Here is a 14,990-nt window from a genome sequence, read left to right on the forward strand (position 1 = left end):
TTATTCTGTTGCCGGCTGATCCGACAATGTTAGCCGTACTTTTATAATGCGGCGTTCGTCTACTTCAAGAATGTCGAAGGTATATCTTCCGAACACAATTTGATCATTTTGATGAGGTAATTCTCCTGTTAATTCGAGAATCAGGCCGGCAAGACTATCGACTTCGCTGATTATGTTATCAAAATCGGTTTCTTCCACTTTGACGACCTTAAAAAAGTCTGTCAGTGAGATTTTTGCGTCAAAGTCTATCGTGTTTTTATTTATAATCGTGTATGGAAGTTCTGTGTCATCATATTCGTCGTCAATTTCGCCGACAACTTCTTCCAGAATATCTTCAAGCGTTACGATGCCCGATGTTCCTCCGTATTCATCGACTACAACGGCCAGATGATTTTTGTTTGCCTGAAATTCTCTAAGCAAATCGTCAATTTTCTTCTGCTCCGGGACAAAATAGGGTTGACGCAGCAATACCTGCCATTTGAAAGAATCGCTTTTGTCAAGATGAGGAAGCAGGTCTTTACTATAAAGTATTCCTTTTATAGTGTCAATGTTGCCCTGATATACCGGAATGCGTGAATATCCCGACTCGATGACCTGTTGCTTTACTTTTGAAAAAGCAGATTTTATGTCGATGGAGGCAATGTCAAGGCGGGCAGTCATTATTTCTTCTACGCTTTTGCTGCCGAACTTGATGATACCTTCCAGAATTTGTTTGTCATCATCGTCATTTTTGGTGGTCAGTTCTAACGCCTGCGATAATTCGTCAATAGACAGGTTTTGTGAATTATGGCGAGCTAATCGTTTGTCTACCAGCCCGGACGATTTTACCAGCAGCAAGGCAAATGGCTTCAGCGTTTTTTCTAAAAATCGTAGCATAGACGCAGAAAAACGCGAAAAGCGTAAGGCATTTTGACGGGCATAAATTTTGGGGCCTATCTCTCCGATTAACAGAAGCAAAAATGTGATTACAACCGTTTGTACCAGAAAGCCTATCCATGGCGCAGATGAAAAATCGAACAGGTGATTCACTAATAGCGTAGAAAGGATTACAACGGCGACATTGATCGTGTTGTTGGCTATTAGAATTGTTGCCAATAGACGTTCCGGCTGCTCTTTGAGAGACAATAGAATTTCATCTGAAGTAAATGTTTTTTTGTTAAGCTCGTTGATGTCGTGAGGATTGAGGGCAAAAAAAGCGACTTCAGAAGCAGAAATAAATCCCGTGATGACTAATAATAAAAGCATCAGGAGTATTATCCCGACCGTTTCGATGGTAAACGGATGAACTATTATCTCCGAAAAAATAGCAGCTATATTCAATTAATTGATAATTAGATAAAAACAAATAAAGGACAGGCCTCAGCCTGTCCTTGCAAAATTAATAAAAAATGTCCACTGTGACACTCTTTATTGCAGAGCTATAGTGCTTTTTGCGTGTTAGAAAGGAAGATCGTCTGCCGAATCATCCGATACGGGAGCTTCAATAGAACTTGCGGTAGAAGCGGCAGCAGCCTGGTTGTTAGAAACCGATCCGTTGTCTTGTCCGGAGTCAGCGCGTTTTCCGAGTAATTGCATAACGTCGGCATAGATTTCAGTAGTGTAACGTTTGTTTCCGTTTTGGTCTTCCCACTGGCGTGTTCTGATTTTACCTTCAATGTAGAGCTGGCTGCCTTTTTTTACATATTTCTCAGCGGTTTCTGCCAGTCCGCGCCATAGGACAATATTATGCCATTCCGTTCTTTCGGGGACTTCGGTACCGCTGGCTGTTTTGTACCCTCTTTCTGTGGTAGCCAAAGGGAAATTAGCAACTGCGACATTTCTGTCAAGATATTTTACCTCGGGATCTTTTCCTACATTGCCTACTAAAATTACTTTGTTAACCGACATATTAATCTGTTTTAAATGTTAATTTGCTGTAAAGATATATTTGTTTTTTGAATAAGGCAAATTTTCGCTAAACTTTTTGAGGAATTTTTCAGTTAGCCTCGAAACCGGGTATTTATTTAGGTGTTCGATCTTTACGGGTATAAAGTGCGACAATTCTGAAGTCGTACATTCGGTATTGATAACGTAAAAAATGGCATGAATTATTTGATGACTCAATACATGTTTTATCTCTTTCGACTGATAGCTTACATGTACAGAATTCAACTTTACTAGTTCACTAAGCCAGTTTCTCTCCATGAGAATTTCTTCGAAGCTACACAGTTTTGTGCTTTCGTAAAGCGGAAATTCATACAAATTTTGCCATATGTCTTTGTCTGATCTTTTGCTCAAAAGCGTTTCTTCTCCGCAAATGAAAACTAAATGGTGAAAATAGCGGTGTGTTACCCTTGTTTTCTTCTCCTTGACGGGTAAATAGGATATTTTGTCGTGTTCTTTTGCAAAGCAGCTGGTTTCGAGTGGACAATGTATGCAGTCAGGATTGGTTGGCGTGCATTGCAAGGCTCCGAACTCCATAATCGCCTGATTGTGCAGGTCGGGTTGTTGTTTGTCAAGCAATGAATTAGCCAGTTCGGTAAACTGTTTTTTGCCTGCTCCCGAGTCAATCGGGGAATCTATGCCGAAATAACGGGATAAAAAACGAAAAACATTGCCATCGACAACGGCGTAAGGTTGCTTGAACGCAAATGAAGAAATGGCGGCGGCAGTGTATTCTCCAATGCCTTTTAATGCTAAAATGTCATCGTAAGCGGACGGAAATTTGCCGTTGTGTTGCGTCATAATCTGTTTGGCGGCCGCCTGCAGGTTGCGCGCACGACTATAATAACCTAAACCTTGCCAGCATTTCAGAACCTCATCTTCGGGAGCGTTGGCAAGCAATTGGACATCAGGAAATTGTTGCGTGAATTTCAGGTAATAGTCGTATCCCTGAGCTACTCTTGTTTGTTGCAGGATGATCTCCGAAATCCATATGCGGTAAGGGTCATGGATGTTCCTCCACGGCAAATCCCGTTTGTTCTTTTTGTACCAATTGGTCAAAACGGAAGATATATGCTGCAAATCGTCGTTTTCAATCATCGCAATCATTTTTGAGAGTAGTTATATCCACATCCGAAAAATGGGTTTGCAAAGGTAAAGCGGAAGTTTAGAAAAAAAATATAGGGTCTGGAAAAAAAAAGAAAAAAGATTTTGTCGTTGAAAATTAATGCAATATCTTTGCAAGTCCATAAGCCAACAATATTTTTACACATTTAATGTATAACCCTTTTAATTTTTTCAACAATGACAAAAGCAGAAATTGTTAATGAAATTGCGAAAGAAACCGGTCTTGATAAGGTTTCTATCTTGAAGACTGTTGAGTCTTTCATGGAAAACGTAAAATCGTCTTTGGAAAAAGGTGATAACGTTTACCTGAGAGGTTTCGGTAGCTTCATCGTAAAACAAAGAGCACAAAAAACTGCTCGTAATATTTCCAAGAACACAACTATTGTGATTCCTGCTCACAAAATCCCGGCTTTCAAACCAGCTAAGACATTTTTTGAATCAGTAAAATAATACAACCATGCCAAGCGGAAAAAAAAGAAAAAGACATAAGATGTCTACGCACAAGCGTAAAAAAAGACTCAGAAAGAATCGCCATAAGAAGAAATAAAGTAAGCGGTCTTTATTAAGAACATACAAGAGCAAACCGGCGGCCTGAGACTGGCAGTAGGTTTGTTCTTTGTTTATTATAAGTACTCTAAAACCAACAAAGTGTGAATAGTGAATTAGTCGTTGACGTACAACAACAAGAGATTACGATCGCGCTGCTGGAGGATAAAAATCTGGTGGAACTCAACAAAGAGGGGCGTTCGTTATCATTTATGGTTGGCGATATTTATGTGGGCAGGGTTAAAAAACTGATGCCCGGACTGAATGCCGCCTTCGTGGATGTTGGTTATGGCAAAGAGGCTTTTCTTCACTATCAGGATTTAGGTCCACAATTTCTTTCACAAACCGAATTTTTTAAACAAACCCAGGCTGACCGTAAACGCACACCTTCCATAATTAAAACCAAAACATTTGCCGATATCCCGAAGGACGGCACTATTTCGGATGTTTTGAAGGTGGGTCAAGAGTTATGGGTACAAATTGCCAAAGAACCTATTTCGACAAAAGGACCGCGACTATCGGCCGAATTGTCGATTGCAGGTAGGTATTTGGTGCTGATCCCGTTTTCCGACAAAGTTTCCGTATCGCAGAAAATTAAGTCGGCGGAAGAACGAATGAGGCTCAAACAGTTGATCCAAAGCATTAAACCGCGTAGGTTTGGTGTTATTGTAAGAACTGTAGCCGAAGACAAACGGGTAGCAGAACTCGATAATGAGTTACGAATTTTGGTAAAACGATGGGAAGAATCGGTTGCCAAGACTCAAAAAGCAAAAGGTATAGCGCCTGTCCTTGAAGAAATCGGACGAACAATCGGAATAATACGTGATATTTTTAATCCCGATTTCGAAAGTATTCATATTAATGACGAGGCGGTGTGCGCTGAAGTTCGCGATTATGTAGAACTGATAGCGCCGGAAAAGAAAAATATTATCAAACTGTATGATGGTAAATTGCCGATTTTCGATAATTTCGGAATTACCAAACAAGTTAAGTCCCTTTTCGGTAAGACCGTAACATTTAAACGCGGAGCTTATCTCATTATAGAACAAACCGAAGCTATGCACGTTATCGACGTGAATAGCGGAAATCGCTCGAAAGCCAACAATAACCAGGAAGATAATGCTCTGGAAGTGAATATGGCCGCTGCGAACGAAATTGTCCGTCAAATGCGCTTACGCGACCTCGGCGGAATCATTGCCATCGATTTTATCGACATGATAAAGAGCGAACATCGTCAACAGCTGTTCGAACATGTGGAGAAACTGATGGAAAACGACCGGGCCAAACACCACGTGCTGCCTTTGAGTAAGTTCGGTGTTATGCAAATTACCCGTCAACGGGTTCGTCCGGCAATGTTTGTCGATACTGAAGAAAGCTGTCCGACCTGTTTCGGAACCGGCAAGATCAAAGCTTCCATTTTATTTACGGATACACTTGAAGGGAAGCTGGATTATCTGGTAAATACGCTTAATACCAAACAGTTTGTGTTAAAAGTGCATCCATATGTGGCAGCCTACATTAATTCCGGATTCTATTCATTGAAATGGAAATGGAAGTTCCGGTTTGGTTTCGGCCACAAAATAGTACCATCTCAAGAATTCGGTCTGCTGCAATACGCGTTTATTGATGCAGCGGGAAATGAACTAGACCTGAAAGAAGAAATAGAAACTCGTCTATAACATCATGCTAATAAAAAAGCCGTTTCGGATTCCGAAACGGCTTTTTTTGTGCTCTTGAGTATCGATTACAAAACGATATTTACAATCTTCTTCGGTACCACGATCACTTTTTTCGGAGTTTTACCTTCCAGCCATTTTTGCGACTGTTCCTCTTTCATTACAATGGCTTCTACTTCTGCAGCAGGCATATCGGCCGGTAATTGCATCTGATAGCGTACTTTCCCGTTGAAAGAAATAGCATAAGTGGCTGTATTTTCCACCAGATACTTTTCATCGGCGTCTACCCATTGGGCATCGCAAACGGTAGTGGTGTTACCTAATGTGTGCCACAGTTCTTCGGCAACGTGAGGCGCAAACGGAGCCAGAGTTACTACCAGCGGTTCCAGAATTGCTTTCTTGCTGCATTTGAGAGACGTAAGTTCGTTGATGCAGATCATAAAGGCACTGATTGATGTGTTGTATGAGAAGTTCTCGATGTCGGCCTTGATCTTCTTCAATAGTTTGTGCAGTGCCTTCAGTTCGTCGGCTGTCGGTTCAGCATCTGTAACCTGCAGGGTTCCTTCTTTCCAGAAGAGGCTCCAGAGTTTTTTCAGGAAACGGTGAACGCCGTCAATACCGTTGGTATCCCAGGGCTTCGACTGTTCGAGTGGACCGAGGAACATTTCGTAGAGGCGCAGGGTATCGGCACCGTAGCGTTCCACAATGTCATCGGGATTCACCACGTTGAACATCGATTTCGACATTTTTTCTACCGCCCAACCGCAAACGTATTTGCCATCTTCGAGAATGAATTCGGCAGTTTTGTATTCCGGATTCCAGTTTTTGAAAGCTTCTACATCGAGAATGTCGTTGGAAACAATGTTTACATCGACATGAATCGGAGTGACATCGTATTGGTTCTTCAGGTTCAGCGAAACAAATGTGTTGGTGTCTTTGATACGATACACAAAATTGCTTCGTCCCTGAATCATTCCCTGATTGATCAGTTTTTTGAACGGTTCTTCTTCGCAAACGATACCGAGGTCGAACAGAAATTTGTTCCAGAAACGGCTATAAATAAGGTGGCCGGTAGCATGTTCCGTTCCGCCGATATAGAGGTCGACATTACGCCAGTATGCGTCAACTTTCTTATCAACCAATGCCTTGTCGTTATGCGGATCCATGTAGCGCAGGTAGTAGGCCGATGAACCGGCAAAGCCCGGCATGGTGTTCAGTTCGAGCGGGAAGCCATCCTCTGTTTGCCAGTTTTTAGCACGTCCGAGCGGTGGTTCGCCTTTTTCGGTAGGCAGGTATTTGTCCACTTCGGGTAATTCGAGCGGCAATTTGCTTTCGTCGAGCATGTAGGGTTGTCCCTCTTTGTAATAAACAGGGAACGGCTCTCCCCAGTAGCGTTGGCGGCTGAAAATAGCGTCGCGCAGGCGGAAGTTTACCTTCACACGACCCAATCCTTTTTCTGCAATATATAATTTTGTTCTGGCAATGGCTTCTTTTACGGTCAGACCGTTCAGTACAAGACCACCTTCCATCTCTTTACCGGGAGCCGGCGAGTTGGTGACAATCCCTTCTTTCGCATCGAAACTCTCTTCGCTCACGTCGCAACCCTCGATCAGCGGAACGATGGGCAAATCGAAGTGTTTGGCAAAGGCGTAGTCGCGTGAGTCGTGCGCGGGAACCGCCATGATGGCGCCTGTTCCGTAGCCGGCCAGTACGTAGTCACTGATCCACACCGGGATGGCATCGCCGGTGAGCGGATTGATGGCATACGAACCCGAAAAGACGCCGCTGACACGTTTGTCGGCGATACGTTCGCGTTCGGTACGTTTTTTAGTGGCGACTAAATAATCGGCTACTGCTTGCTTTTGTTCAGCGGTGGTCAGTTGAGCCACCAGCGAACTTTCGGGAGCCAGTACCATAAAGGTTACCCCGAATACTGTGTCGGCGCGGGTGGTGAATATCGTAAACTCGAGATCGGATTCTTTTACCTTGAAATTCATTTCGGCACCTTCACTTCTCCCGATCCAGTTCTTTTGGGTCTCTTTCAGTGAGTCGGTCCAGTCGATGGTGTCGAGGCCGTCGAGCAGACGTTGTGCGTAAGCCGAAACACGCAGGCTCCACTGGCTCATCACTTTTTGTTCTACCGGATGGCCACCACGAACGGACACACCTTCGCTCACCTCGTCGTTGGCAAGCACCGTTCCCAGCGCAGGACACCAGTTTACCATTGTGTCGGCTTTGTAGGCGATGCGGTAGTTCATCAGGATTTCGCGTTGCTCCTTTTCGCTTTTGGTATTCCATTCGGCAGCAGTAAACGACATCTCGTTAGTGCAGGCAATATCCAGGCCTTCGGTACCGCTTTGGCTGAATACTTCTACCAGTTCGCTGATGGGACGCGCCTGTTTGGCCTGATTACAATAATAGCTGTTGAACATCTGAATAAATGCCCATTGTGTCCATTTGTAAAAATCAGGGTTGCAGGTGCGCACTTCGCGGCTCCAGTCGTAGCAGAAGCCGATTTTGTCGAGCTGTTCGCGGTAGCGGGTGATATTTTTCTCGGTGGTAACGGCTGGGTGTTGACCTGTTTGGATGGCATACTGTTCGGCGGGGAGACCGTAGGCATCGTAACCCATTGGGTGCAATACGTTGAACCCTTGCAGGCGTTTGAAACGACTGTAAATATCAGAAGCTATATATCCCAGCGGATGTCCTACGTGCAATCCTGCTCCCGAAGGGTAGGGGAACATGTCCAATACGTAAAACTTGGGACGCTTTTCGTCCATTTCAACTTTATAGGTTTGGTTTTGCTGCCAAAACTCCTGCCATTTTTTCTCGATTTCCCTGAAATTGTATTCCATATCAACGATAAAGGTTGAGAGCCGGATGCTTAATATCTTTACATCCAACTCTTTTTGTAGTTTAGATTTTCGGACTGCAAATTTACGGAAAGTTTGATAAAAAACAGAATGATAACAGTATGAGAGCGATAAATAATCAGTTCGGGAGAACCTTATTTTACGTCCGTTTTTAGATGTTTTGTTTGCTGTGAAAGTGTAACAGGCCTGTGTCACGCAATTGTATAGGTTTTCTGCTTCCCTACTTTTTGCGTACCTTTGAAAGTTATTAGAAAATTAAAGACTTAATGAAGTTTACAGAACTCAATTTGAATGAGAGTCTGCTCGATGCCATCTCTTACATGGGATTCGATGAGGCTACTCCGATACAAGAATTTGCTATTCCTAAAATACTGGACAACAAGGATATTATTGCCTGTGCACAAACGGGTACCGGTAAAACGGCAGCTTTTGTTCTTCCTATTTTGCATAAGCTGATTGAGAAACCGGCTCATGGAACCAATACGTTGATTATCGTTCCTACACGGGAACTTGCCATTCAGATCAATCAGGAGATACAGGGTTTTTCCTACTTTGCTGCGATCGGTTCTGCTGCCGTGTATGGCGGTGGCGATGGCGGCGATTATGCTCAACAGGAAAACGCGCTGAAAGCTGGTGCCGATATCATTGTAGCAACGCCCGGTCGTTTGATTTCTCACCTTGCCATGGGCAACGGTAATTTCAAAAATTTGGAACACCTGGTGCTCGACGAAGCCGACAAAATGCTCGACATGGGCTTTCTGGATGATATTGAACGAATTATAACTCATTTGCCCAAACAACGCGAGACGTTGATGTTCAGTGCGACCATGCCTCCGAAGATTCGTTCGCTGGCCAAGAAAATTCTGGTAGATCCGGCCGAAATATCATTGGCGATTTCTAAGCCTGCCGAAAAAGTGGTACAGCATGTTTGTCTGGCGCACGATGCCCAGAAAAATGTCGCGCTGAAAATGATTATCGACCGTCATCCCGATTATTCCAGCATCCTGATTTTTACCTCAGCCAAAAGCAAAGTGCACGAAATTGTACGCGACTTGCGTAAAAATGGATATGCTTCGCGCGGTATTTCGTCCGATCTGGATCAGGAACAACGCGAAGATGTGTTGATGGGCTTCCGCTCCAAACGTACCCGCATTCTGGTGGCTACCGATGTAATCAGCCGCGGTATCGACATTAAGGAGATCAACATGGTGATCAACTTCGACGTTCCGCATGATGCCGAAGATTATGTACACCGCATCGGACGTACCGCCCGCGCTAACACCGAAGGAGAAGCTTACACGTTGGTCAACGAGAAAGATATGCAGAAGATGCACCGCATCGAACAATTGATAGAAGCAGAACTACCCAGATTGCAATTGCCCGAGGAGTTCGGCCCGACTCCCGAATGGAGAACCGGTGATCCGAACCGAAAGAAAAGACCTTTCCATAATCGTCCTCGAAAAGAGGGCGAAAAAAGCGGTGAAGCAAAAAGCAAGAACAAACGTCCTTTCCATAAAAAGAAACGGCCTAAGGCTCCGCCAGCTTCTTAGTACACAGAAAACACAGAATCGACGGATAACCGTGCCATAACAAAACACCGGTTTGGAAAACATTATGAATTCCAAACCGGTGTTTTTCTGTTTATTCAGTGTGCTCAGTGTGCAATGCTCAAAACTCGATGTCATAGAGGTGAGCTCCGTCTTTCTCAAACCCTTCGAGGCTCAAGTCGGTCATCGGGTGACTGCGGAGCCGCTCCAGAATTTCATGTCCGACAGTAGCTGCATGGCTTCCAACCATACTTACACGGTGTACCTGGTCGACGGTTTTAAAACTGGCGGCAAGCACTTTGGTTTCGAGCTTGAATTTTTCGATGCTTTCAACTATGTGTTGCACTACTTCGATGCCGTGCGACGAGATATTGTCAAGCCGGTTCACGTAAGGAGCTACCCAGTCGGCGCCGGCTCTGGCCGCCACTAAAGCCTGTTGTTGAGAGAAGATAGCTGTTGCCGTAACGTTTATGTCGGCATCTTTCAGCATTGGCATCGCGCGGTAACCTTCGGCCGAAACCGGGATCTTCGCATAATAATTGTCTCCGAGACCATATTTGAGCTTGTAGGCTTTTGCTTCACGCAACATGTCTTCTGCATTGCGACTGATCATTTGTACGTGTATCATTTTTTTGTCGCCGATGAGTTCGATAATTTCCGGAAGAATAACCGAAAGGGGCTTGTTTTCGACTCCGATAATTGTAGGATTGGTGGTGATACCGGCCAGCGGAAAATAGTGAAGCAAACTTTTTATTTCTTCAATATTCGCGGTGTCAGCTAGATAGATCATAATAAACTAGGTTTGTGTTCTGATGGCAAATTTACGCTAAAACATTTGGAATGAGATGATTTGAGAAAGGAGTTTTTGTAAAATCTGCAAATGTCTTATTGTCTGTGTTGAACTTATGTTTCTCGGAATTGCAATAAGAACGTAACTGTTTTGGAACAAAATTTTATTCTCTTTGTGGTAAATAACATACACATGGAAGAACAAAAAATTGCGGCAATAGATATAGGATCAAATGCGGTGCGTTTGCTCATTTCGGTAGTGAGCGAAGATGAAGGAGGTATTTCTTTCAAAAAACTGATGTTGCTTCGGGTGCCGCTTCGTCTGGGAGAAGATACCTATTCGATAGGAAAGATCAGTGATAAACGGATGCGCAAGCTGATTAAACTGATGAAAGCCTTTCGTCATCTTATGTTTGTCTACGAAGTGAAATCGTATCGGGTCTGTGCAACGGCAGCTATGCGCGAAGCCCGTAATGCGGCCAAGGTGGTCGCGGCTGTGAAGGAAAAAGCGGAACTCGATATCGAAATTATTGACGGGACGGAAGAGGCGCGCACCATTTACGAAAGCCATGTGGAGGATCGTCTCGATCGCAATGGGAATTACCTCTATGTGGATGTGGGTGGCGGGAGCACTGAACTTTCGGTTATTTCCAAGGGTAAATTAGTAGAGTCGGCATCCTTCAATATCGGTACTATTCGGATGTTACGCAATAAAGTGGTAAGCGGAGAACTGGAACGGATGAATGATTTTTTGCACACAGTCAAGAGCCAGTATTCGTTACGCGAAATTATCGGTTCAGGTGGCAATATCAATAAGTTGCATAAGTTGGCGAAGTTGAAAAAAGGAGATATGCTTGATATTGATAAATTGCAAAATATTTATCAGGATATGAAGCAACTGACCGTGGAGGAACGCATGACACGCTTCGAACTCAATCCCGACCGGGCCGATGTGATTATTCCGGCTTCGGAAATCTTTCTGCATATCGCCGATCTTACCGGAATTCAGCAAATTTACGTGCCCACCTTCGGGCTGGTGGACGGACTGCTGCACACAATTTACAAGTCGGAACAACAAAACAATACGGGAAAATAGACATGATACCGTTGAGTTTAGTTTATAATTTTAGCATCTGACCTCTCCTGAAGAGAGAGACTTTGTGTTTGTATTACTGATCGTTATTTCATATTTCTACTGTGCCGTTGAAAAGAATAAGAACCAATAGTATCAAACTGTTTTTTTGACTTTATCTTTGCATCTGTTTCATTAATATAAAATTACAAATAATTAAGCGTTATGAAAAAAGGAATTGTATTGGTTGTTTTCTTTTCAATTTTCTCGATTTCATTAATGGCGCACCCGCCTAAAAGTGTTACGGTTACTTATAATGAAGGAAAATTGAAGATTGTTGCTGTGCACAAAGTTCAAGATCCCACTACGCATTATATCAAGACAATAACAATTAGTGTGGATGGGAAAGTTGTAAAGGAATTGGCATATACATCACAAACTTCGGCAGAAGAGCAAAACGTAGAAGCAAGTCTACCGGATATCAAAGCGGGTAGTACAATCAAAGTGAAAGCATCCTGCAATCGATTTGGATCTGGAAGCGGAGAGTTGAAAGTCCAATAAGAAGTTTGCTTTTACTTAGTTGTGTACAAGCAGGAAAGGAATTTGATTTTGTCATTTTCCTTTTCTTATTTCTGCTTGAATGTCAAAAGAACTTGTCGGTGTGTGCCACCAGATTATCTACTTATTACGCAGTATGGAATTTATTTTATTCCTTTGAAAAACTCCCAGATCACAATGCCTGCTGTCACCGAAACATTGAGCGAGTGTTTGGTGCCGTATTGCGGCAGTTCGATGCAGCCGTCACTGGCATTGACCACCTCCTGTTGTACGCCTTTCACTTCGTGTCCTAGAATCACGGCGTATTTGCCGTTAGGATTTAGCTGAAGGTCTGTGAGCATGGTGCTGCCCTGCGCTTGTTCGATAGAGAAAACCGTGTAGCCGTCGGCTTTGAGTAGTGCTACGGCATCGAGTGTCTGTTCAAAATATTTCCAGTCGACGGAAAACTCCGCTCCCAGTGCTGATTTGTGTATTTCGGCATGGGGTGGGGTGGAGGTGATGCCGCAAAGGTAAACGGCTTCCACCAGATAGGCATCCGAGGTGCGAAATACCGACCCAACATTGTGCAGGCTACGCACGTTGTCGAGTACTACCACTAACGGCAGTTTGTCGGCCTGCTTGAACTCATCGGTCGAGAGGCGGTTCAGTTCGTCTATTTTGAGTTTACGCATCGCTTTAAATATCAAACCACAAAGGACACAAAGCAACCACAAAGTTATTTTGATTTTTCTTTGTGAAGTCCTTAGTGCTCTTTGTGGTGAAAAAATTATTTTACTTCAACACCGTTGGTTACAGTCATTCTCGGTTGGATCAACACCAGTTTGCCATCCGCATCTTCGGCAGAAAGAATCATTCCTTCGCTCATGATGCCGCGCAACTTGCGGGGTTCGAAATTGGCAATAAAGCAAACCTGCGTACCGATGAGTTCTTCGGGATTGGGATAATATTTGGCAATACCCGAGAGGATGGTGCGTTCTTCTAAACCGTCGGCAATGCGGAATTGCAGCAGTTTATCGGCCTTAGGCACTTTCTGACAATCGAGTACTGTACCCACACGGATATCCATCTTCATGAAATCTTCGAAAGCCACGTTCTCTTTCACCGGGTTTGCCTTGTAGGCAGCGGCTTCGTTAGCTTTTTTCGTGTCAAGCAACTTTTGTACCTGAGCTTCTATCACGCTGTCTTCTATTTTTTCAAACAACAAAGTCGGTTCTTTCAGTTGATGACCCTCTTCCAATAGATTGAAATGTCCGAGGTGTGCCCAGTTGCATTCGGGCATGCCGATCATATCGCGCAGTTTCTGTGCCGAGAAGGGCAGGAACGGTTCGAAAGCGATAGCCAGATTGGCTGTGATTTGCAGGCTGAGGTTCATGATCGCTGCTACGCGGGTCATGTCGGTTTTCGCCAGCTTCCACGGTTCCATATCTGCAAGGTATTTGTTGCCGATGCGCGCCAGATTCATTGCCTCTTTCTGTGCATCGCGGAAACGGTACACTTCGAGCAGTTTCTCCATTTCAGCCTGTACCGACTTGAACTCTTCGAGCGTTTGACGATCGTAGTCGGTCGCTTCGCCGACGGCAGGTACTTTGCCGTCAAAATATTTATGAGTCAGCACCAACGCACGGTTCACGAAGTTGCCGAAGATGGCAACTAGTTCGTTGTTGTTGCGTGCCTGGAAATCTTTCCATGTAAAGTCGTTGTCTTTTGTTTCGGGGGCATTGGCGGTAAGCACGTAGCGCAACACATCCTGTTTGCCTGGGAAATCCTGCAGGTATTCGTGCAACCAAACAGCCCAGTTGCGGGAAGTTGATATTTTGTCTCCTTCGAGATTCAAAAACTCGTTTGACGGAACGTTTTCGGGTAAAATATAGCTGCCGTCGGCTTTCAACATCGATGGGAAAACGATGCAGTGGAATACGATATTGTCTTTGCCGATAAAGTGCACCAGCTTGGTTTCGGGGTCTTTCCACCATTTCTCCCAGTTGCCGTATTTCTCCGGCTCTTTCTCGCACATTTCGATGGTGTTGGAAATGTAGCCGATAGGAGCATCGAACCATACGTAGAGTACCTTTCCTTCGGCACCTTCTACCGGCACGGGAACGCCCCAGTCTAGGTCGCGGCTTACGGCACGGGGTTGCAAGCCCATATCCAACCACGATTTGCACTGTCCGTAGACGTTGGTTTTCCACTCTTTGTGGTTTTCGAGAATCCACTCGCGCAACCACGGTTCGTGCTTGTCGAGCGGCAGGTACCAATGGCGGGTCTCTTTCAGTACGGGCGAGCTCCCGCTGATAGCCGATTTGGGCTCAATCAGGTCGAGAGGGCTGAGTGAAGTGCCGCATGCTTCGCACTGGTCGCCGTAGGCGCGTTCGTTGCCGCAATGTGGACATTTGCCGGTGATGTAGCGGTCCGCCAGAAACTGCTTGGCCTCTTCGTCGTAATATTGTTCCGATGTTTTTTCGATAAATTCTCCCTTGTCGTACAGAATGCGGAAAAAGTCGGAAGCGGTTTTATGGTGAATTTTCGAGGAGGTACGTGAATAGACATCGAAGGTGATGCCGAACTCCTGAAACGAATCTTTAATAATGGTGTGGTAACGATCGACCACTTGTTGCGGAGTGATACCCTCGTTGCGCGCCTTGATGGTGATGGGCACTCCGTGTTCGTCCGAACCGCCGATCATGACTACCTCTTCCCCTTTGAGCCGCATATAACGTGCGTAAATGTCGGCTGGTACATAAACTCCGGCTAAGTGGCCGATGTGGACGGGTCCGTTTGCATAGGGCAAAGCGGTGGTAATCAATGTTCTTTTGAAGTTCTTAGACATATCTTTATAGTTAAGCAAATGAGATGGTGAGAAAGTGAGGCGGTGAGTAACTCG

At 44.6% G+C, this 14,990-nt stretch carries 12 protein-coding genes; 5 read left to right on the forward strand and 7 right to left on the reverse strand.

The window, feature by feature from the left end; translation table 11 throughout:
- The 3 genes from gldE to mutY form a co-directional block, all read right to left on the reverse strand.
- Entirely contained in the window at positions 1–1,314 is a 1,314-nt protein-coding gene (gene gldE / locus F8N35_RS13175; protein ID WP_293054578.1) for a gliding motility-associated protein GldE, read from the reverse strand.
- 123 nt (positions 1,315–1,437) lie between these two features.
- Positions 1,438–1,887, reverse strand: coding sequence for a single-stranded DNA-binding protein (locus tag F8N35_RS13180; protein ID WP_293053875.1), 450 nt, complete (start codon positions 1,885–1,887; stop codon positions 1,438–1,440).
- 18 nt (positions 1,888–1,905) lie between these two features.
- Positions 1,906–3,021, reverse strand: coding sequence for an A/G-specific adenine glycosylase (mutY, locus tag F8N35_RS13185; RefSeq protein WP_293053878.1), 1,116 nt, complete (start codon positions 3,019–3,021; stop codon positions 1,906–1,908).
- Between the two features lie 204 nt (positions 3,022–3,225).
- Here mutY and F8N35_RS13190 point away from each other — a divergent pair, with 204 nt between their 5' ends.
- Positions 3,226–3,498, forward strand: coding sequence for an HU family DNA-binding protein (locus tag F8N35_RS13190; protein ID WP_068704463.1), 273 nt, complete (start codon positions 3,226–3,228; stop codon positions 3,496–3,498).
- Between the two features lie 200 nt (positions 3,499–3,698).
- Positions 3,699–5,273 carry an Rne/Rng family ribonuclease gene (locus F8N35_RS13195; RefSeq protein WP_293053882.1) on the forward strand — a complete coding sequence of 525 codons (1,575 nt, stop codon included), beginning with the start codon at positions 3,699–3,701 and terminating at the stop codon, positions 5,271–5,273.
- Positions 5,274–5,338: 65 nt separating this feature from the next.
- On the opposite strand, the gene leuS is transcribed toward F8N35_RS13195, so the two are convergent.
- On the reverse strand, positions 5,339–8,125 hold the full coding sequence (gene leuS / locus F8N35_RS13200) for a leucine--tRNA ligase (RefSeq protein ID WP_293053885.1): 2,787 nt from the start codon (positions 8,123–8,125) through the stop codon (positions 5,339–5,341).
- Positions 8,126–8,409: 284 nt separating this feature from the next.
- Between leuS and F8N35_RS13205 the strand changes: the two genes are divergently transcribed.
- Positions 8,410–9,693 carry a DEAD/DEAH box helicase gene (locus tag F8N35_RS13205; protein ID WP_293053888.1) on the forward strand — a complete coding sequence of 428 codons (1,284 nt, stop codon included), beginning with the start codon at positions 8,410–8,412 and terminating at the stop codon, positions 9,691–9,693.
- A gap of 118 nt (positions 9,694–9,811) precedes the next feature.
- Here the strand turns inward: F8N35_RS13205 and F8N35_RS13210 are convergent, their stop codons facing one another.
- Positions 9,812–10,480 carry a transaldolase family protein gene (locus F8N35_RS13210; RefSeq protein WP_293053891.1) on the reverse strand — a complete coding sequence of 223 codons (669 nt, stop codon included), beginning with the start codon at positions 10,478–10,480 and terminating at the stop codon, positions 9,812–9,814.
- Positions 10,481–10,672: 192 nt separating this feature from the next.
- On the opposite strand from F8N35_RS13210, the gene F8N35_RS13215 reads away from it, so the two are divergent.
- Together F8N35_RS13215 and F8N35_RS13220 are read left to right on the forward strand one after the other, a co-directional pair.
- Positions 10,673–11,575, forward strand: coding sequence for an ethanolamine ammonia-lyase reactivating factor EutA (locus F8N35_RS13215; RefSeq protein WP_293053894.1), 903 nt, complete (start codon positions 10,673–10,675; stop codon positions 11,573–11,575).
- Between the two features lie 201 nt (positions 11,576–11,776).
- The gene (locus tag F8N35_RS13220) at positions 11,777–12,112 is read left to right on the forward strand and encodes a hypothetical protein (RefSeq protein ID WP_293053897.1); all 336 of its coding nucleotides are present in this window, start codon (positions 11,777–11,779) and stop codon (positions 12,110–12,112) included.
- A 140-nt stretch (positions 12,113–12,252) separates the two neighbouring features.
- On the opposite strand, the gene F8N35_RS13225 is transcribed toward F8N35_RS13220, so the two are convergent.
- Both F8N35_RS13225 and metG read right to left on the reverse strand, forming a co-directional pair.
- Complete coding sequence (locus tag F8N35_RS13225) at positions 12,253–12,780, reverse strand: RNA methyltransferase (protein ID WP_293053900.1); 528 nt, start codon at positions 12,778–12,780, stop codon at positions 12,253–12,255.
- Between the two features lie 95 nt (positions 12,781–12,875).
- Entirely contained in the window at positions 12,876–14,936 is a 2,061-nt protein-coding gene (gene metG, locus F8N35_RS13230) for a methionine--tRNA ligase (protein WP_293053903.1), read from the reverse strand.
- Between the last annotated feature and the right edge of the window lie 54 nt (positions 14,937–14,990).

Origin of the sequence: Paludibacter sp., assembly GCF_009712605.1 — a bacterium.
GTDB lineage: Bacteria > Bacteroidota > Bacteroidia > Bacteroidales > Paludibacteraceae > Microbacter.

Excerpts from the sequence above, each read along its gene's own strand:
- F8N35_RS13180 (WP_293053875.1), bottom strand. The coding sequence starts at position 1,887 with ATGTCGGTTAACAAAGTAATTTTAGTAGGCAATGTAGGAAAAGATCCC.
- mutY (WP_293053878.1), bottom strand. The coding sequence starts at position 3,021 with ATGATTGAAAACGACGATTTGCAGCATATATCTTCCGTTTTGACCAAT.
- F8N35_RS13190 (WP_068704463.1), top strand. The coding sequence starts at position 3,226 with ATGACAAAAGCAGAAATTGTTAATGAAATTGCGAAAGAAACCGGTCTT.
- leuS (WP_293053885.1), bottom strand. The coding sequence starts at position 8,125 with ATGGAATACAATTTCAGGGAAATCGAGAAAAAATGGCAGGAGTTTTGG.
- F8N35_RS13205 (WP_293053888.1), top strand. The coding sequence starts at position 8,410 with ATGAAGTTTACAGAACTCAATTTGAATGAGAGTCTGCTCGATGCCATC.
- F8N35_RS13210 (WP_293053891.1), bottom strand. The coding sequence starts at position 10,480 with ATGATCTATCTAGCTGACACCGCGAATATTGAAGAAATAAAAAGTTTG.
- F8N35_RS13215 (WP_293053894.1), top strand. The coding sequence starts at position 10,673 with ATGGAAGAACAAAAAATTGCGGCAATAGATATAGGATCAAATGCGGTG.
- F8N35_RS13220 (WP_293053897.1), top strand. The coding sequence starts at position 11,777 with ATGAAAAAAGGAATTGTATTGGTTGTTTTCTTTTCAATTTTCTCGATT.
- F8N35_RS13225 (WP_293053900.1), bottom strand. The coding sequence starts at position 12,780 with ATGCGTAAACTCAAAATAGACGAACTGAACCGCCTCTCGACCGATGAG.
- metG (WP_293053903.1), bottom strand. The coding sequence starts at position 14,936 with ATGTCTAAGAACTTCAAAAGAACATTGATTACCACCGCTTTGCCCTAT.